Origin of the sequence: Vibrio marisflavi CECT 7928, assembly GCF_921294215.1 — a bacterium.
GTDB classification, from domain to species: Bacteria; Pseudomonadota; Gammaproteobacteria; order Enterobacterales; family Vibrionaceae; genus Vibrio; species Vibrio marisflavi.
In genome coordinates this window covers 1,513,099-1,530,412 of sequence record NZ_CAKLDM010000002.1, presented here as the reverse complement: position 1 = coordinate 1,530,412, position 17,314 = coordinate 1,513,099, and the positions used below count along the sequence as shown (strand labels likewise).

Below are 17,314 nucleotides of genomic sequence, written 5' to 3'. Positions count from 1 at the left end.
GGCTGAGCCCTTATGATACCTGACTTTATAGCCCACAGGAAATTGAAAAGAGCCGATCTATCCGGAATCTGGATCAGCTGCCACATCACTGATGTCTTATCATCAAACCATTATTCTGATAAATGAATAAGCCAATATCACTCGTTAGATAGAGTAACCCGATCGCGACTAATCCCAGTTATAAAAACTTTGAAATAGCTAAAAATTAAGCAGATCAATCACTTAAGTCATATCCGAAAATTGGGGCCAATTCTGTATACGGGTATCCACAAAATATAATTATCAAACATCAATCTTGCTGACTACAATTAATTTATAGATATATTCAAAGAGAGCGCAAACACCTATTTATAATAATAATATTTTAAACCTTTTTACCGATTTTACCGATTTTACCGATGGTGAAACATCTATTACTTATTACTGATGTTCAGATAAATGTGTATGGAGTAATGATTAAATATGAAATTACAAATCAATAATCAAATTTATAACTGTGATGTTGCTGAAGATACTCCACTGTTATGGGTGATACGAGATAATCTCGGTCTCACTGGCACAAAATACGGTTGTGGCTTGGCACAGTGTGGGGCATGTTCAGTCATGATTGATGGTGCTGTAATACGTTCCTGTTCAATGCCTGTTTCGGAAGTCGTTGGAAAACAAATTATAACGATAGAGGCCATTGAAGAAGATCCTGTTGGTATACAAGTAGTTTCGGCATGGAACAAACATCAGGTTCCTCAGTGCGGCTATTGCCAATCGGGACAAGTGATCGCAGTAACAGCATTATTTAAGTCAAACGAGTCTCCCAGTAGAGATGAGATCAACTCCGCTGTAAGCAACCTTTGTCGCTGTGGTACTTATAATGCGATAGATGCTGCAATTGAAGACTTATCTAATGCAAACCTAGGGAGCAGTACATGAAAGAATTAGTTAACAGAGATGAGCTTTGGGAAATAAATCAAGAAACTCCGGTGAACTTGTCCAGACGTAATTTTATACTGTCTTCCGTCGGTATCGCGGCCGGTGCATTTGTATTGGGGGTTGGCATTCCGATAAGACATGCTCGTGCTGGTCAGGCTGGGGATATGCCTCCAGGTACTCAAGTCCCAGCATTTCTGAGAGTAACGACAGATAATAAAATTTATTTTCAAAGTCCTTTTGTTGAAGGTGGACAGGGCGTCTTCACTGCCATGGCACAGATTGTTGGTGAAGAACTTGATGCCGATCCATTAACATTTATCGTAGAAAACGCACCTCTTGGCCATGATTATCAGGTTATGAATGATAGTTATAAGCGGATGACCGGTGGTAGTTTGTCTGTTCGGTCAAGCTATACAACAATGCGACGTTTAGGCGCTCTGGCGAGACAAATGTTTCTTCAAGCAGGTGCAGATGAACTTAATGTTGACATCTCTGATTTGACAACAACACCTGGAAAAGTGCTAGATCTCAAATCAAATCGTTTTTTAGAATACGGCAAACTTGCTGAGCGAGCAATGTCTTTACCTGTGCCAGATCCAGAGAAAATTCAATTACGTAACCCCAAAGATTTTCGTTGGATTGGTTCACCTGTAAAGCGATTAGATGTCTATATAAAATCTACGGGTAAAGCTGTGTATGGTATAGATATCAAAGTCGATGATATGCTTCACGCAGCCGTGCAGCATGCGCCACGTCTTGGGATGAGAGTGGGCAGTATTATCAATCTTGAAAAATTAAAAACCATGCGAGGTGTTCATTCTGTTCATATTTTAGAAGGTGCTGTTGCAGTTATTGCGCCTCACTGGTGGGATGCAAATCGTGCTGTTGAGGGAGCTCAAGTTGAGTGGTTAGAACCACAAAATGAACATCAACGCACGATACGCTATGAACCTCAAGGCGCGATACGCTATATGCCGGCAGACTTTTCAACACAAAGTTACAATGACATATTGGCAAACCGAAAAGAGATGGGCCTTGATGCTGAGGTTAAAGGGAATGCATCACAAGTCCTGTCTGAAGCCTCGGATGACTCTGTCATTGAAGCGACATACCGCACTCAATTTGTACATCACGCACAGCTAGAGGCACCTTCAGCATTGGCAAGATTTAATACTGATGGTTCTTTAGATGTCTGGTGTCCGAATCAAGCCCCTGATTGGTATTTAGCAGATATTGTAAAACGGACGGGTTTGCCTGAAGACAAGATCCGTATTCATTCTCCCATTTTGGGTGGCTTTTTTGGTCGTCATTATGTGTATAACACATCGAATCCATACCCACAGGCTATTTTACTCGCAAAGGCGGTGGGGCGACCGGTTAAGCTAATTTGGAGCCGTGAGCAAGATTTCCTTCGCGATGCATTACGCCCGATGGCTGCGGTTCGATTGCGGGCTTCAATAAACAACAGCAAACCACAAGCGGTCGAAATTGTTTCGTCGACTGAGGGTCCAACGGCGGCAGTTTACGGGGATAAACCAGGAATAGTTGATCCTACGGCCGTTGAAGGGTTAACTGGTAAGCCTTATGACATACCCAATGTAAGAGTTGGATATGACTTTGTTAAGTGTCCAGCGATGCAGGGCTACTGGCGTTCAGTTGGGCACTCTATGAATGATTTCGTTTATGAGTGCTTCTTTGATGAAATTTCTGACAAAGCCGATGTTGACCCAATGGCGATGCGTAAACAACTGCTTCAAAATAACCCAAGGTTATCTCACCTATTAGACGTAGTGGTTGAGTCCTCAGGTGGTTGGGTACGGGGACCTTATACCGCAGAAGATGGCTCAGTAAGAGCTAGAGGCATTGCTATGGCATCGCCAATGGGCTCTCATGCAGCGGCCATTGCGGAAGTATCTATTGAAAATGGTCAGGTTCGTGTACATCAGATTTGGGAAGCCATTGATCCTGGCAGTATTGTCAATCCGGAAATTATTGAAGAACAGATTAAATCTGCAACAGCATTAGGCGTTTCTCAGGTGCTTTACGAAGAAGTTGTTTATCAAAACGGTCAGCCTAAGGCTCGTAACTATGACATGTACCCAATTCTTCGTCGAAATCAGATGCCGAATGTACACGTAAGTATTGTTGAAAGTGGTGAAAAAATGGGGGGAATAGGAGAACCTGGATTACCGGCGATACCTCCGGCGGTCGTCAATGCGGTTTCTCATTTGATTGGACGCAGGATCCGAAGTATGCCTTTGTCTCGTATAAATCTTGATTTTTAAAAATAAGTACTACTCAAAAACGTAGTGCTTATTCCAACCTAGAGAAATAGAAGAATAGGGTTTCTAGTGAAAAAATTAATGAAAAGTGCGGTCTTACTCATTATTATTTTGGTGGGAGTCACGGCTTGGTTCGCAACACGCACGCCGGATACTCCTTTTGATACATTGCAAGCAGATAACTATAAATCTGATGAACTTATTAAGCGGGGAGAATATGTTGCACGTCTCAGTGACTGTGTAGCTTGTCATACGACGCCAGGGAACCCGGCGTTTAGTGGTGGGCTTGCAATGGGGACTCCTGTTGGAACTGTCTATACAACGAACATTACACCAGATAAGGAAGCAGGGATTGGAAATTATTCGTTGGCAGATTTTGATCGGGCAATACGACATGGTGTGTCAAAAGATGGTCACAGGCTTTACCCCGCAATGCCTTATCCTTCCTATTCGAAAATGTCAGATAGTGATGTTCAAGCACTGTATGCCTTTTTTATGAATGATGTTAAGCCAGTCCAAAAGCCGAATAAAGCACCAGATATTCCTTGGCCGTTGAATATGCGTTGGCCACTCGCTTTTTGGAATGCGTTATTTACCGAATCCAGCGTATATCAAACAGATCCCAAACAAGATGACCAGTGGAATCGTGGCGCTTATTTGGTGCAGGGGGCTGGACACTGTGGTAGCTGCCATACACCAAGAGGTTTTGCGATGCAGGAAAAAGCATATGATCAAACTAGCAAAGATTACTTGGCCGGTAACACATTAGATGGTTGGTATGCCCCAAGCCTGCGTAACGATCCCAATTCAGGGCTAGGCCGCTGGACTGAAGAAGATGTTTATAAATTTCTGAAAAATGGCCGAAATGAGCATGCAGTTGTGTATGGTTCAATGACGGATGTATTTAATAATTCAACGCAGTTTATGAGTGACAAGGATTTGTATGCAATTGCCAATTACTTGAAATCCTTACCAGGTAACCCTGAAAGAGATGGAGAACCATGGCAATATGAGCCACAGATCATATCTGGGCATTTACTTAATAAACCTGGCGCTCAAACATATATGACACGATGCAGCTATTGTCACGGTAAAGATGGAATGGGGAGAGGTTCTACAATACCGCCACTGGCAGGTGCGACTTCAATGTTAGTTCCGAGTATTGCTTCCGCAGTTAATATCACACTGAATGGTTCAGGCCGAGTTGTTGATCAAGGTGTACCTGACGCTTATCGCATGCCAGTGTTCCGTGACGAACTTTCTAATAAAGAAATCGCTGAAGTGTTATCTTTTATCCGTTCATCATGGGGGAATCAAGGCCGCGCAGTGACAGCCGGCGATGTTGAGAAAATGCGTAAGGAAACGGATCCTGCAAGCAGTGAGGTAATCATTTTACAAATGCGTTAGGGCGTGTTTATATACCGAATCAACTTGAAGATGCAGGCTTGAGTATCTGAAAATTATCATTAATTCGAGATACTAAAGAGCCTGCGATCTCTGGAAGAGTCACAGCAAAAAATTGGTCTATCGCAGCCTTGAAATCACTTTTGCTTTTGAAGTAAACATTGTTCCTCGACTTCTCATTCATTACCTTCCATAGCCGTTCTATTGGGTTAAGGTTTGGGCTGTAAGGCATAGGTATCTACACATCTAAACCAAAATACTGTCGTCCTAACTCTCTGTATGTATTCATTTCATCCAAAGAATAGGTGTTCAGAACTTCGTTTATTTGCATGAATACCCACAGCCCCGCTAATAATGCTGGGTGAGTAATCGGCTTCGTTCTTTTCGTTAGCCGACCACTTAGCTTGACTAAAAGCGTCTTTAGATTTACCGCTTCTTTTGAACTGTCGTTGTACAACTTCCAAACAAGAACACAAGCCATCGAACTCATGATTAACCGTCTAAATATGGCTTCAGAGCTACTTTGTTGCCAATGTTCCAGTTGGAAACCATGGCCTTTAAGCACCTTAAACCAAGATTCTATTTTCCATGAGCTATTGTCAAATGTGGTGTATGGAGATCACGCAGTAGCCTGTTGATGAGTCTCCATTTCTTTCACTCCATCGATGAAGCGAACATCTTTCACTACATCTGCGAGGAGTTTAAAACCTCGTAGGCGACGCCACTTCGTCTCAGCACTTAGCATTGATCTGCTTTAATCAAACAGGACACTTCGATAAAGGAATATAATCCAACTATCGAGGTGAAAAATGACAAAACGAAAAAATAGATCTTACACAGATGAGTTCCGGAAAGAGGCTGTCGAGCTAGTCACAGAACAAGGATATAGCGTGCCAGATGCTGCTTCAGCTGTGGGTATCACAACGAAGCTCCTCTATACCTGGAAAGCCAAATTCCGGCTCTTTTCAATTTCCTGTGGGCTATAAAGTCAGGTATCATAAGGGCTCAGCCCATCCTCTAATATCTGAATGTTCTCACTATTATGGCCAACATTACGCTTCCTCTTGATATCGACTCACTAAAAATATTATCACAAGACATTGATGAAAAAGGTAATATTGTCCTTACCGTAGAGAGTAAGTGTCAGCAGACCCACTGCCATAAGTGCGGAAAATCCGCGACAAAACGACATGGCTATGGTGAAACCATGAAAGTCCGGCATACCTCTATTTTGGACACGCCAGTCATACTGAAAATCAAGCCAGTTCGATATCTGTGCGAGCATTGTGGCGATGGTCCTACCACACTAGAAAAATTCGATTGGGTGGCTAAGGGAGGAAAAATCACTAAAGGCCTAGAAACCTACATTCAACGTTCCCTCATCAATAGCACGATTCAAGATGTGTCACGCAAAGAAGGCGTTTCCTATAGTACGATTTCAACGATGCTCTCGCACAGCATTGGCGTTACCGTCAACTGGGATAACCTCCGTGACTTACATACCATTGGTATTGACGAAATTAGCAACCGAAAGGGCTTCCAAGACTTTGTTGCGATAGTCAGTGCAAAGGATACGCAAGGTAACCTGTCTATTTTAGCCGTATTGGATGACCGTAAGAAGGAGACGGTATTGGATTTCTTTCAATCCATTCCCGATGAGTTAAAACAGACGGTGAAACACGTCTGTACCGATATGTATGATGGCTTTATCAATGCGGCTGTGGAAGTGTTTGGGCAGAAGAAGGTCGTGGTCGATCGTTATGATGTGGCTAAGCTCTACCGACAGCCTCTAGACGATTTAAGAATCAAAGAAATGAAGCGGCTCAAGTTAGAGTTATCCGCTGCAGACTATGCTGAACTGAAGGGGATGATGTGGATTTTACGCAAACAACATGAATGCCTCACTGAGACAGAAAAAAGCAAACTGACTCTACTTTATCGCCATTCTCCTTTACTGAAGAAAGCTCACCGTCAAGCGTTAACGTTGACCCATATTTTCAACACCCATAGTGATAGGAAGTCAGCGATAGCGAAAATAGACCGATGGATTACACAGGTTGAAAAAAGCGAATTGTCGTGTTTCGATAGATTTATCGGTACCCTAACAAAATACAAATCCAGCATAGCTAACTACTTTAAGAATAGGAAGAATAGTGGGTTTGTTGAGGGTCTAAACAACAAGATCAAAGTTGTCAAAAGACGATGTTATGGTTTCACAAAAGCAGAGTCGTTATTCCAGAGATTGACGCTGGATTTACAGGGCTACAGAATGCTCGGAATCTGACCCACAGGAAATTGAAAAGAGCCCCCTTTACCTACCACGTGCTTTGCCCTTGGTAACTCTTTCGTGTAGACACTGAAGTCATCAGTGAAAAGGAAGCGGATATCAAAGGGCTTTAGTAAAGCGAGTAACGACCTCAACGCATCCGTATTACGTTGACCAAATGCGTGAGCAATGACACGTTTGTAGCGCGGCTCCCATGCATACCAAAGCCAACGACGGTGTTTCTTATTACCTACGAAAGACCATTGCTCATCGATTTCACAGATTAGACTGATGTTTGCTCTATCGAAAGGTATCGAGGTTATTTGCCTTGGCGAGAGTTTTTTAAAGTGTTCAATACAGTGTTGTACGCCACATTCAACACTCGGGCTGTTTCCCTAACGCCAGAGCTATTCATTGCCATTTCTACAATTTTTTCTTTTACTTCTGGCTTACGAGCTTCATAGACATAATCGATTTGAAAGCTCTTTCTACACTCGATACACCTAAAGCGAGGAAAGCCTGAATGTCCCTTTCCATGTTAACGGACGGGTTCAGTTTTATTGTAGAAACGACATTGAACTTGGATGGTAGCCATGAGTTAAAAGTAAAGAGAAATCAGCAGGCTATCTTAGCACATTTCAACCGTTCTGAGTCATGACCAAAAATTACACAGTAGGTCGCTCCAGCGCTTTTCGACAACTTCATGGCCGTAGGTGTAGATAGTGAGGTTGATTAAGACCACGGTCGTGTTGAATAGCTGCTTTGTTTACGCGCTCATTGTTGATCTAATGAGCGCGTAAACAAAGCCATGTCGGAGATATTAGTTCACCCGGTAAACATCAAATTTTACAATGTTTTCTGAAAGAATAGCTTTACCAATATTTACGAAGAAGCCACGGTTTAACCATTCATACTTTGGTTCAGCGACTTGGAAATGTGGGTTGCCTCTTAACTGAATCTCAGCTGGTGGCTCTGAGCCATTTAAAAATGCATCATAACCGTTAGGGCCCAAATCCATTATTCCATTATATGCAAGGTAAACTTTTGCTCCATCATCAGTTGTAATAGTTCCACGGATATCCAAGATACCTACACCATCAGTTCTAATAGTCAACCAGTCAGCTCCAACTTTACCTAGGACACCTTTAATATTCTGACCTATAATTTCCCCACCAGTGAAATTGAAATTTATCCTTAACCCGTCAGCAACAGGCCCAATTGGCTCTGCTTCTAAGTGAGCCGTGTATGAAAAAATGTATTCCATTTCATATTCATAACTAAATTTTTCAACAGTCAAAGCTAACTCCTTCAAAAAATACATGTTAATTTGCACTTAAATATGAAGAACCATTTGCACCCAACAGTGATCCACTTAAGCTGAACTATTTTACCCCATTTACGGGTTAATTTCTACGTATTTAGGACTTACGCCAGGGCAAACGCATCTAATTTGATTTGTTAAAAAGTGGCTCTTTTCAATTTCCTGTGGGTCAGATTCCGAGCATTCTGTAGCCCTGTAAATCCAGCGTCAATCTCTGGAATAACGACTCTGCTTTTGTGAAACCATAACATCGTCTTTTGACAACTTTGATCTTGTTGTTTAGACCCTCAACAAACCCACTATTCTTCCTATTCTTAAAGTAGTTAGCTATGCTGGATTTGTATTTTGTTAGGGTACCGATAAATCTATCGAAACACGACAATTCGCTTTTTTCAACCTGTGTAATCCATCGGTCTATTTTCGCTATCGCTGACTTCCTATCACTATGGGTGTTGAAAATATGGGTCAACGTTAACGCTTGACGGTGAGCTTTCTTCAGTAAAGGAGAATGGCGATAAAGTAGAGTCAGTTTGCTTTTTTCTGTCTCAGTGAGGCATTCATGTTGTTTGCGTAAAATCCACATCATCCCCTTCAGTTCAGCATAGTCTGCAGCGGATAACTCTAACTTGAGCCGCTTCATTTCTTTGATTCTTAAATCGTCTAGAGGCTGTCGGTAGAGCTTAGCCACATCATAACGATCGACCACGACCTTCTTCTGCCCAAACACTTCCACAGCCGCATTGATAAAGCCATCATACATATCGGTACAGACGTGTTTCACCGTCTGTTTTAACTCATCGGGAATGGATTGAAAGAAATCCAATACCGTCTCCTTCTTACGGTCATCCAATACGGCTAAAATAGACAGGTTACCTTGCGTATCCTTTGCACTGACTATCGCAACAAAGTCTTGGAAGCCCTTTCGGTTGCTAATTTCGTCAATACCAATGGTATGTAAGTCACGGAGGTTATCCCAGTTGACGGTAACGCCAATGCTGTGCGAGAGCATCGTTGAAATCGTACTATAGGAAACGCCTTCTTTGCGTGACACATCTTGAATCGTGCTATTGATGAGGGAACGTTGAATGTAGGTTTCTAGGCCTTTAGTGATTTTTCCTCCCTTAGCCACCCAATCGAATTTTTCTAGTGTGGTAGGACCATCGCCACAATGCTCGCACAGATATCGAACTGGCTTGATTTTCAGTATGACTGGCGTGTCCAAAATAGAGGTATGCCGGACTTTCATGGTTTCACCATAGCCATGTCGTTTTGTCGCGGATTTTCCGCACTTATGGCAGTGGGTCTGCTGACACTTACTCTCTACGGTAAGGACAATATTACCTTTTTCATCAATGTCTTGTGATAATATTTTTAGTGAGTCGATATCAAGAGGAAGCGTAATGTTGGCCATAATAGTGAGAACATTCAGATATTAGAGGATGGGCTGAGCCCTTATGATACCTGACTTTATAGCCCACAGGAAATTGAAAAGAGCCGTAAAGGGTTCACTCAACGAATTGAGCGAACCAATCTGACATTACGTTCAAGATTGAAACGACTTGTGCGTAAAACGATCGGTTTTTCAAAATCAGAAGAGATGCATGACAAGGTTATATGGACGTTTATCGAACAGGAGTTCTATGGGTGATTCAACCGATTTGAGTCACGACCTAATTTTTACTATCGAAATAGTAGCGCTGGATCAATTAGGTCGTCATTTTTCGTTATTTCAGCAACGTCAGAACCTCGTGCGCAGCAGCAGCAGATGAAGCTGGGTTCTGACCTGTAACAAGCTTGCCGTCCCGCAGTACAAAGCTGGCCCAATCGGGACCTTTCGCATAATTGCCACCATTGGCTTTTAGCATATCCTCAACCAAGAAGGGAACAACGTTGGTGAGGCCAACTGCCTCTTCTTCTGTGTTAGTGAAGCCTGTCACACGTCGTCCTGAGACCAAGGGCTTGCCGTCTTTGCCTTGAGTATGGCGGAATACGGCCGAGGCGTGGCAGACTGCCCCAATAGGCAAGTCAGCGGCGGTAAAGGCTTCGATCAGGCGTTTGCTATCAACATCCTCGGCCAGGTCCCACAAAGGGCCATGACCACCGGGATAGAAAATTGCATCGAAACCTTTTTCTGTCACCTCGGAAAGTTTCACCGTTGCCGCAAGATGCTTTTGTGCCTCAACATCACCCTTGAAACGCTGGGTGTCGTCAGTTTGCGCTTCCACACTATCACTTGACGGATCAATGGGTGGTTGCCCCCCCATAGGGCTGGCCAGAGTAATATCCGCTCCGGCATTCTTAAAAACATAATAGGGCGCTGCGAACTCCTCAAGCCAAAAGCCGGTCTTTTTGCCAGTATTACCCATCACATCGTGCGATGTCAGTACCATTAAAATTTTCATATACTTACCTTATATTGACTGCATAGTTAGTACTTTGTTATCCCACTTTTCATCATCTACTGCCTCTGCCAGAACTGCAGAGACGTCTCCTCTCGCAGCGATTCCATCCACATCAACTGTGTCGCCAAAGAGCATGCTTCGGTTTCCATCTTCATCTGTCAACCGCACCGGTCGCACTATGGCATAGCTCAGGCCTGATGCTTTCAGGTATTCGTCAGACTCATGTTTGGCCTGTAGATAATGTGCGAGCTTGCTCTTAGGATCGGGATTGTCTGCACCTACACTACTGAGCATGACAAAACGAGAAACCTTCGCTTGTTTGGCAAGATCAACGAGACGCTGCGCCCCATCGCGATCGACCTTGTCGGTCATATCGACACCCGTGTGACTGCCAGAACCGGCTGCAAATATGACAACGTCACAACCCTCACACACATCCTCTTTCAATTCTGTCAAATCGCCAAAGCGTAGCTCAACATCAGAAGGTAGTGTGGACGTGTCGGAACTTTCACGAACCAACGCAATCGGGTAATGGCCACGAGATTTAAGCTCACCAATCAAGCGACGGCCTGTTTTTCCGGTAGATCCAGCGACCAGAACTTTCATTGTATACTCCATTTGTTATGATTAGAGGCATCATGGTTTAACGACGCTAACCTTGTACTCGACTTAGTTTGTCTTTAACAAAAGTGAATAGCCGAATAAAATTAATATGTTGGCCCCATAAGAAGCCACATACATTTAGGGTTAGTTTCGGCCAACTTGAATCACACGCTTGCTAACGTTGTCGAAGTTGAGAAAACCTATGAACGCTTCAGTTGAATTTCCTAGGAAATCAATGGCTCTCTTCGCGATGCTTGATCTTCCAAATCAGGCAGCCATCTTTTCGCAAGGTTCTTCTTTTCCATTACATTCTATGATTCCGATCTTGTCAAGAATTAGGGTTCATCCCAGGGCAAACGCATCTAAATTTTTTCAGAACAATAACGACTCTAGGAGTTGATCATCGATCGCCATTAACTTGCGTTTCCTTGCTATCCCACCTTTTCTTTTTGATTTAATCATATTCATAGACAAATGCCTCAAAATTGATAAAGTTTTCGGCGGCGTTACCAGCATGAATTCTGCAAGCATCTTCTTTCAAGTCAACATCCAAGAAATCTAAACCCACACCGTTCAAGTTCGCCAGACCCAACAACACGCATTATCGTTTGAGAACACACAAAATCTGCTGTTTGGATTGGTGCAACACCAAACCAGCCGTGAAGATGAGCCGCAACTTCATACGCACACCTTGATGGCGAACATGACCCGAGACAGCCAAGGGCACATCAAAAACCTCGCCTCACAAAAAATTCAAGATGAACTGGTCAAACAAGGCACCTTTGAGCGTATTTTGCACGACCAAAAATATTACTCCGCCTTGTATCACTCGGCATTAGGCGTGGCTTTGAAAGAAATGGGGTATGAACTGGAAGCAGCTTACTTTTCTGCCTTTCAAGCCAGTCTGATATTGTACGATGCTGACATTGCGGGCAGTGACGATTTCCACACGAGAGAGTGAGACGGTCATCATGGTGGCAGTGGGAGCAATACCACTGCGAGAGTCCTTGTTTCTCTGTTTTACACCGTAACATGGCGGAGATGGCTCGCTTGATATCGCTGTTAAAGTGATGACCATAGTCTTGCTCAAGCTCGTGACGATGTTGGCGCAAGAACATAGCAGCAGGGCGCTGGCCTTTTTTAATATATCTTTTTCCATCCTCAGCTCTTTGTTTTCCTTACGTAGTCTAATCAGCTCTACGCGCTCATCGGCAGATAGAGCCTCACCGGATTGCTCTGCTTCGAACTTTGCTTTCCAGTTGTAAAGCAGCTTATCTGTAATACCTAGAGAAGCTGCCGCCTTAGGCACGCTATACCCTTGCTCTGTCACCAATGCCACAGCCTCCTGCTTGAATTCATTGGTATAAGTTCTGTTTTTTCTTCTTGTCATACACACCTCGATATCAGGATTATATTCCTTTATTGAAGTGTCCGGTCAAATTAAAGCAGAACACTCATTATCGCGGCGAAGCCACGCTCTCCTTTCGTTATCTCGACCATCATACGGGGAGATATGAAACGGAGCAGGTCACCCAACTTGAGCTGTTCAAACGCCTCATCCAACACATCCCAGAGAAAGGGTTTCGCATGATCCGCTACTTTGGTTTTCTGGCCAATCGTGTCGTCGGTGATAAGTTACCCAAAGTGCGTAGCGCTCTTGGAATGGAACCCTACCCAGAACCGACACTGCCGCTTCGATATGGCCAGATGATAAAGAGCTTTTTAAAGGTTGACCCCTTTGAATGTATTCTATGTGGCCACCGACTGCGTGCCACTCGATAAGACTTGGGAGTGGGCAGAAAAGCCTTAGTGAATGAGGCCTTGAGCAGACGCGCTGAAGCCATGGCTTAGGGAAGATCTATCCGAAAGTCGGATAAGCCACACCTTAACTGATGCTTAACTACCAAACCATTACTACTATAAATGAATAAGCCAATATCACTCGTTAGATGGAGTAACCCGATCGCGAATAAATCCAGTCATAGAGACTTTGAAATCGCTAAACATCAAGTCCCTTTTCTGTTCGACCAGAACAACCCCGCCAAAACATACCAAGCCCTTCCGTTTTCTTTACGCTCTTTGTCATGAAGCTAGCATCAAGCGCTGCAATCACTTCTCTGCTACTTGAAATGACACCAGAGAGCATCATGCTGTTTAAACCGAAGAAGTCGAAAGACCGGCGAAACCAGCGGATGAAACGTTTCTCACTCATGGAGGAGTACCGGCTCATATTGCGGAAATTAGCTTTCCCTTGAACCACTTTCAGCAGAGAGAAGAAGGGCAATAAATGTTTTCTGAGGCTCCCGGATATTGGCCATTGCGTCCAGAGCTGTCTTTACAATGTTGTTCATGAGAGCAAATTTTCAGCACATAAATCTTTGGGGTACCTCTATTATCTATGTTTTCTCGCTGTTCGCATCCATTTGAAACTGTCCGAAGTATTGTAACATCAGTAGCTAAAAGATCACTCAGGACTCGCAATAAGTTGTTGGTAAGAACAGAAAAAAGTATTACTTTTCCTTTAGTACACATTGTACTATGGCTGAAATGTCCTATCTTTATTAAGGATTCAGTCAATGGATAACTGAGAAAGCAATGAGCAAGTGTATTAATCCGGACAGGCGAACTTTTATTAAGCAGTATGTTATTGATGGAGTGATAGTTTATAGTACACCTATGCTGTTTAATGTGAGTGAAGCAGCTCGAACAAATATTAATCAAGTAATCAAAAGTAATTGGAAGCTTGATGGTGAGACCCAGTATCGCACTGACTCCATAGAAAAAATCACAGGTCAAAAAATATATGGCCGGGACTATCGAGCTAAGAATATTGAAGGCAAGGCAATGGTACCTTGGCCCAAGAAAACCATTACAACACAACACATGCAATACTGTTTGGAATTAAGCCCCAATATTACTCGCAAACTAATGCATTTTTCACTATGCCCGCGTTTGACTCCCGCCTGAGTGATGAGAAATTGATGCACTTATTGAACTATCTCGCACAAGCTTATACATCCAATAGCAAGGCCCTTATTCAAGGGTTGAGAAAGAAAGTTGAGGACAATCAGAAAAATGCTATTCACTGATCTTCAAATGCTCAAGGATATCCAGAGCTGGATAACAAACAAAGAAGACTTTTGGCTGTGTACGATTCTTGGCACTTATGGTTCTGCGCCTAGGCCAGTGGGCTCATTGTTTGCGTGGAATGGTAAACAGCGGCTAGGGTCTATTTCTGGTGGGTGCTTAGAAGATGCCTTTATACAGAGGTTAAATAGGCAGCAGTTTGATATATACCCACAAGTGATCACCTATGGAAAAGATCTTATCGATGAGCACGTCAGTGTTGAGTTGCCATGTGGTGGGAGCATCAGATTGCTAGTCGAGTTTTATACTCCAGATACCTATGAGTATTTCAATGACTTTATTGCAATGGCTCACAATAAACAATCCTTTGTCAAAGTTATAGACACTGGCTCAAACCATATCCACTACCAAGCAAGTGATACGGTATGCTATGAAAAGGTGAATCAACCCAGTAAAGGTCTCATTCATATTCACTACCAACAGGTGACTCAGCTTCTGCTGTTGGGTATTAGCCAAGTCAGTGAGTGGGTAGCCAAATTAGGTCTAATGGCTGGATTTAAGGTTGAGATATGCGATATGCGTGAAGAGCTTGCTCAGAGTTGGAGTTTGTCAGGAACAGATACAGAACACAATGTGAATGTAACTTGGCGTAGCCCTGATTTGTTTGTGGAGGAATACATGACCGAGCAAACAGCGGTATTGGCACTCGCCCACGATCCTAGAATAGATGATCTAGGGTTAATGGCCGCACTTGAATCCAATGCGTTCTATATTGGAGCGATGGGGTCTAAAAGAACGTCAGAAAGTCGATTTGAGCGACTCAAACGAATTGGGGGTTATAGTGAGAACGAACTTGCAAAACTCAAAGCCCCGATTGGAATCCCTATCAATAGTAAAACGCCTTTTGAAATCGCAGTGTCTATCATCGCGGATGTTATTGCTACACAAAATGGACATTAGATGTGGTTGAGTTTTGTGCTTTATTGCTCGCGGCTGGGGATTCGAAGCGTTTTGGTGTAGACAAGAGATTTGTTGGCACTCCGCCTTTGCTTGAGCAGACTTTGCAATCACTCTATGGCTTATATACGCAGATTATCGTTGTACACAAGCATGACGATGATATGTCGAGTATTTCGTTTGATAGTGATTGTGTCACGTTACTGCCTCACGATAAACGAGAAGACGATAGTTTAGGAGCGAGCATCGCAGTAGGCCTTAACCATATTCTACAGTCTGAGCTCACTCCAAGTTTCTGCGCTATTTTCCTCGCGGATATGCCATATATAAACTATTCCACGATTATTGAGCTTCATAATCAATGTGATAAACGGTGTATCTTAAGGCCTGTATTTGAAAAAACTCACGGCCATCCGGTTATTTTTTCTCGTCACTTCTTTACTATTCTGAGCCAATTAAAAGCTTGCACTGGTGCCCGGAACGTCATTGAACAAAATATAGAGCATTATTTAGAAGTTCCTGTCAGCGATAATGGGGTCATCATCGACGTTGATACTCTTGAAGCAGCGAAAAAGTTGGGCTTGGTAGCGAACTAAAGTTAACTCACTGATGTTACGCACTAAGTTTCTTATAATATGTCGAAATGAAAAAGTGTAACTTTGATTTATATACTGATTATTTGTTGAGTACCTTTGGTGAAACTACCGCCACTGGTCTATCTGCTATGGTTGAAGGGGCGGTCAGCCATGACCAGATTACTCGGTTGTTATCGAAAGAAGATTATACTTCCAAAGACTTATGGCAGCAGGTAAAAACTGCCGTTAGAAAAGTGGAACGTGAAGACGGCGTACTGATTTTCGATGACACAATTCAGGAGAAAACTTGGACTGATGGGGCCTCAAGAAAAATTAAAAACAATTTAAGACTCGCAATGAGTTGATACTTTAAGGATAGGAAGAATAGTGGATTTGTTGAGGGGCTAAACAATAAGATCAAAGTCGTCAAAAGGCGGTGCTATTGTTTCACAAAAACTGAGTCGTTATTCCAGAGATTGACGCTCAATTTACAGGGCTACTGAATGCTGGGGATCTGAACCACAAGAAATTGAAAAGAGCCATAAACCTGGTCACGGTTAGAGCAACTTTAAACTTCTACACATGAGGAGAGTTATCGATTTACTGGATGAACTGTTTTTCAGAGCAACAACTAGTGTTAACATACAGTCTGCTTATATTTTAGAAACGAGGATAGAATTATGTCATTAAACAAAGAAGGTCAAACAGTACCAAAAGTTACTTTTCCAATCAGCCAAGGAGATATTTGGGTAAACGTCACAACAGACGAAATTTTCAAAGACAAATCCATCATTGTATTTAGCTTACCAGGCGCATTTACACCAACCTGTTCATCAAGTCATTTGCCAAGATATAACGAGCTTCAGCCTGTATTCCAACAATATGGCGTAGACGAAATCGTATGTATTTCTGTCAATGACACCTTTGTTATGAATGCTTGGAAAAGTGACCAAGAAGCGGAAAACGTCACCTTTATCCCTGACGGTAACGGTGAGTTTACTGCAGGAATGGGCATGTTGGTTGATATGCAAGACAATGGCTTTGGTAAACGATCTTGGCGATACAGCATGCTGGTTAAAAATTGTGTGGTTGAAAAAATGTTCATTGAGCCAAATGAGCCAGGCGATCCATTCAAAGTATCTGATGCAGACACAATGCTTAGCTATATTGCACCAAACCATAAAACTCAAGAATCTATCGCTGTATTCACCAAACCGGGCTGCCCTTTCTGTGCAAAAGCCAAACAAGTACTGACCGACAAAGGTCTACAATATGAAGAAATCGTTTTAGGTAAAGATGCAACAACCGTGAGCTTACGCGCTGTGACTGGCCGTACAACTGTCCCTCAAGTATTTATCGGCGGAATGCACATCGGTGGTAGTGACGAATTGGACGCCTACCTAGCTCAATAAACCGATAGATTTCACAGGTTGAAAAAAGTGTCCATGTTTAGCGATTTCAAAGTCTTTCTGACAGAGTTTACTGACGAA

The 17,314-nt window shown here is 42.9% G+C and carries 17 protein-coding genes and 8 pseudogenes; 14 read left to right on the top strand and 11 right to left on the bottom strand.

Going from position 1 to position 17,314, the window contains the following annotated elements:
• Nucleotides 1-462 precede the first annotated feature (462 nt).
• From L7A31_RS13800 to L7A31_RS13790, 3 genes are all read left to right on the top strand, one after another.
• On the top strand, nt 463-927 hold the full coding sequence (locus tag L7A31_RS13800; RefSeq protein ID WP_237362354.1) for a (2Fe-2S)-binding protein: 465 nt from the start codon (nt 463-465) through the stop codon (nt 925-927).
• Nucleotides 924-3,212 carry a xanthine dehydrogenase family protein molybdopterin-binding subunit gene (locus tag L7A31_RS13795; RefSeq protein ID WP_237362353.1) on the top strand — a complete coding sequence of 763 codons (2,289 nt, stop codon included), beginning with the start codon at nt 924-926 and terminating at the stop codon, nt 3,210-3,212. Before L7A31_RS13800 ends, L7A31_RS13795 begins: the two co-directional genes overlap by 4 nt.
• Before the next feature lie 78 nt (nt 3,213-3,290).
• Nucleotides 3,291-4,616, top strand: coding sequence for a c-type cytochrome (locus L7A31_RS13790; protein ID WP_237362352.1), 1,326 nt, complete (start codon nt 3,291-3,293; stop codon nt 4,614-4,616).
• 19 nt (nt 4,617-4,635) lie between these two features.
• Here the strand turns inward: L7A31_RS13790 and L7A31_RS13785 are convergent.
• From L7A31_RS13785 to L7A31_RS22165, 3 genes and pseudogenes are all read right to left on the bottom strand, one after another.
• Nucleotides 4,636-4,842: pseudogene (locus L7A31_RS13785) on the bottom strand (transposase); the annotation flags it as partial.
• Nucleotides 4,843-4,851: 9 nt separating this feature from the next.
• Nucleotides 4,852-5,178 carry a hypothetical protein gene (locus L7A31_RS13780; RefSeq protein ID WP_435532895.1) on the bottom strand — a complete coding sequence of 109 codons (327 nt, stop codon included), beginning with the start codon at nt 5,176-5,178 and terminating at the stop codon, nt 4,852-4,854.
• A gap of 54 nt (nt 5,179-5,232) precedes the next feature.
• Nucleotides 5,233-5,358: pseudogene (locus L7A31_RS22165) on the bottom strand (hypothetical protein); the annotation flags it as partial.
• 64 nt (nt 5,359-5,422) lie between these two features.
• On the opposite strand from L7A31_RS22165, the pseudogene L7A31_RS13775 reads away from it, so the two are divergent.
• Both L7A31_RS13775 and L7A31_RS13770 read left to right on the top strand, forming a co-directional pair.
• Nucleotides 5,423-5,566: pseudogene (locus tag L7A31_RS13775) on the top strand (transposase); the annotation flags it as partial.
• An 89-nt stretch (nt 5,567-5,655) separates the two neighbouring features.
• Nucleotides 5,656-6,897, top strand: coding sequence for an ISL3 family transposase (locus L7A31_RS13770; protein ID WP_237362339.1), 1,242 nt, complete (start codon nt 5,656-5,658; stop codon nt 6,895-6,897).
• A gap of 26 nt (nt 6,898-6,923) precedes the next feature.
• On the opposite strand, the pseudogene L7A31_RS13765 reads toward L7A31_RS13770, so the two are convergent.
• The 3 genes and pseudogenes from L7A31_RS13765 to L7A31_RS13755 all read right to left on the bottom strand — a co-directional run.
• A pseudogene (locus tag L7A31_RS13765) lies at nt 6,924-7,474 on the bottom strand (IS1 family transposase); the annotation flags it as partial.
• 225 nt (nt 7,475-7,699) lie between these two features.
• A complete protein-coding gene (locus L7A31_RS13760) occupies nt 7,700-8,176 on the bottom strand; it encodes a DUF3237 domain-containing protein (protein ID WP_237362351.1) in 477 nt (158 codons plus the stop codon).
• Nucleotides 8,177-8,369: 193 nt separating this feature from the next.
• Nucleotides 8,370-9,611: an ISL3 family transposase gene (locus L7A31_RS13755; protein WP_237362339.1), complete on the bottom strand. Its 1,242-nt coding sequence runs from the start codon at nt 9,609-9,611 to the stop codon at nt 8,370-8,372.
• Between the two features lie 87 nt (nt 9,612-9,698).
• Between L7A31_RS13755 and L7A31_RS13750 the strand changes: the two are divergent.
• Nucleotides 9,699-9,848: pseudogene (locus L7A31_RS13750) on the top strand (IS1 family transposase); the annotation flags it as partial.
• A gap of 76 nt (nt 9,849-9,924) precedes the next feature.
• On the opposite strand, the gene L7A31_RS13745 reads toward L7A31_RS13750, so the two are convergent.
• Both L7A31_RS13745 and L7A31_RS13740 read right to left on the bottom strand, forming a co-directional pair.
• A complete protein-coding gene (locus L7A31_RS13745) occupies nt 9,925-10,602 on the bottom strand; it encodes a type 1 glutamine amidotransferase domain-containing protein (protein ID WP_237362350.1) in 678 nt (225 codons plus the stop codon).
• Between the two features lie 9 nt (nt 10,603-10,611).
• Complete coding sequence (locus tag L7A31_RS13740; protein WP_237362349.1) at nt 10,612-11,208, bottom strand: SDR family oxidoreductase; 597 nt, start codon at nt 11,206-11,208, stop codon at nt 10,612-10,614.
• A 622-nt stretch (nt 11,209-11,830) separates the two neighbouring features.
• Here L7A31_RS13740 and L7A31_RS13735 point away from each other — a divergent pair.
• Nucleotides 11,831-12,166, top strand: coding sequence for a relaxase domain-containing protein (locus tag L7A31_RS13735; protein ID WP_290368770.1), 336 nt, complete (start codon nt 11,831-11,833; stop codon nt 12,164-12,166).
• On the opposite strand, the pseudogene L7A31_RS13730 reads toward L7A31_RS13735, so the two are convergent.
• Nucleotides 12,069-12,323 (bottom strand): annotated as a pseudogene (locus L7A31_RS13730) (transposase zinc-binding domain-containing protein); the annotation flags it as partial. The gene L7A31_RS13735 and the pseudogene L7A31_RS13730 sit on opposite strands and share 98 nt — an antisense overlap.
• Nucleotides 12,324-12,325: 2 nt before the next feature.
• Nucleotides 12,326-12,595 (bottom strand): annotated as a pseudogene (locus L7A31_RS13725) (transposase); the annotation flags it as partial.
• Here L7A31_RS13725 and L7A31_RS22250 point away from each other — a divergent pair.
• A complete protein-coding gene (locus L7A31_RS22250; RefSeq protein ID WP_354003821.1) occupies nt 12,589-12,987 on the top strand; it encodes a transposase in 399 nt (132 codons plus the stop codon). The pseudogene L7A31_RS13725 and the gene L7A31_RS22250 overlap by 7 nt on opposite strands.
• Before the next feature lie 217 nt (nt 12,988-13,204).
• Here L7A31_RS22250 and L7A31_RS13720 read toward each other — a convergent pair whose 3' ends face one another.
• Nucleotides 13,205-13,417: a hypothetical protein gene (locus tag L7A31_RS13720; RefSeq protein ID WP_237362348.1), complete on the bottom strand. Its 213-nt coding sequence runs from the start codon at nt 13,415-13,417 to the stop codon at nt 13,205-13,207.
• A gap of 383 nt (nt 13,418-13,800) precedes the next feature.
• On the opposite strand from L7A31_RS13720, the gene L7A31_RS13715 reads away from it, so the two are divergent.
• The 6 genes and pseudogenes from L7A31_RS13715 to L7A31_RS13695 all read left to right on the top strand — a co-directional run bounded on the left by L7A31_RS13715 (nt 13,801) and on the right by L7A31_RS13695 (nt 17,236).
• Nucleotides 13,801-14,172 (top strand): hypothetical protein, encoded by a 372-nt coding sequence (locus L7A31_RS13715; protein ID WP_237362347.1) that lies wholly within the window; start codon nt 13,801-13,803, stop codon nt 14,170-14,172.
• Nucleotides 14,173-14,280: 108 nt separating this feature from the next.
• On the top strand, nt 14,281-15,252 hold the full coding sequence (locus L7A31_RS13710) for an XdhC family protein (protein ID WP_237362346.1): 972 nt from the start codon (nt 14,281-14,283) through the stop codon (nt 15,250-15,252).
• A gap of 2 nt (nt 15,253-15,254) precedes the next feature.
• A complete protein-coding gene (locus L7A31_RS13705) occupies nt 15,255-15,845 on the top strand; it encodes a nucleotidyltransferase family protein (RefSeq protein WP_237362345.1) in 591 nt (196 codons plus the stop codon).
• A gap of 47 nt (nt 15,846-15,892) precedes the next feature.
• Nucleotides 15,893-16,189: a hypothetical protein gene (locus L7A31_RS13700; RefSeq protein ID WP_435532894.1), complete on the top strand. Its 297-nt coding sequence runs from the start codon at nt 15,893-15,895 to the stop codon at nt 16,187-16,189.
• A gap of 12 nt (nt 16,190-16,201) precedes the next feature.
• Nucleotides 16,202-16,327, top strand: a pseudogene (locus tag L7A31_RS22245) (transposase); the annotation flags it as partial.
• Between the two features lie 177 nt (nt 16,328-16,504).
• A complete protein-coding gene (locus L7A31_RS13695; protein WP_237362344.1) occupies nt 16,505-17,236 on the top strand; it encodes a glutathione peroxidase in 732 nt (243 codons plus the stop codon).
• The last annotated feature ends 78 nt before the right edge of the window (nt 17,237-17,314 follow it).

Coding starts and splice junctions, on each gene's coding strand:
- L7A31_RS13800 (WP_237362354.1), top strand. CDS start 463: ATGAAATTACAAATCAATAATCAAATTTATAACTGTGATGTTGCTGAA.
- L7A31_RS13795 (WP_237362353.1), top strand. CDS start 924: ATGAAAGAATTAGTTAACAGAGATGAGCTTTGGGAAATAAATCAAGAA.
- L7A31_RS13790 (WP_237362352.1), top strand. CDS start 3,291: ATGAAAAGTGCGGTCTTACTCATTATTATTTTGGTGGGAGTCACGGCT.
- L7A31_RS13770 (WP_237362339.1), top strand. CDS start 5,656: ATGGCCAACATTACGCTTCCTCTTGATATCGACTCACTAAAAATATTA.
- L7A31_RS13755 (WP_237362339.1), bottom strand. CDS start 9,611: ATGGCCAACATTACGCTTCCTCTTGATATCGACTCACTAAAAATATTA.
- L7A31_RS13745 (WP_237362350.1), bottom strand. CDS start 10,602: ATGAAAATTTTAATGGTACTGACATCGCACGATGTGATGGGTAATACT.
- L7A31_RS13740 (WP_237362349.1), bottom strand. CDS start 11,208: ATGAAAGTTCTGGTCGCTGGATCTACCGGAAAAACAGGCCGTCGCTTG.
- L7A31_RS13720 (WP_237362348.1), bottom strand. CDS start 13,417: ATGAGTGAGAAACGTTTCATCCGCTGGTTTCGCCGGTCTTTCGACTTC.
- L7A31_RS13715 (WP_237362347.1), top strand. CDS start 13,801: ATGAGCAAGTGTATTAATCCGGACAGGCGAACTTTTATTAAGCAGTAT.
- L7A31_RS13710 (WP_237362346.1), top strand. CDS start 14,281: ATGCTATTCACTGATCTTCAAATGCTCAAGGATATCCAGAGCTGGATA.
- L7A31_RS13700 (WP_435532894.1), top strand. CDS start 15,893: ATGAAAAAGTGTAACTTTGATTTATATACTGATTATTTGTTGAGTACC.
- L7A31_RS13695 (WP_237362344.1), top strand. CDS start 16,505: ATGTCATTAAACAAAGAAGGTCAAACAGTACCAAAAGTTACTTTTCCA.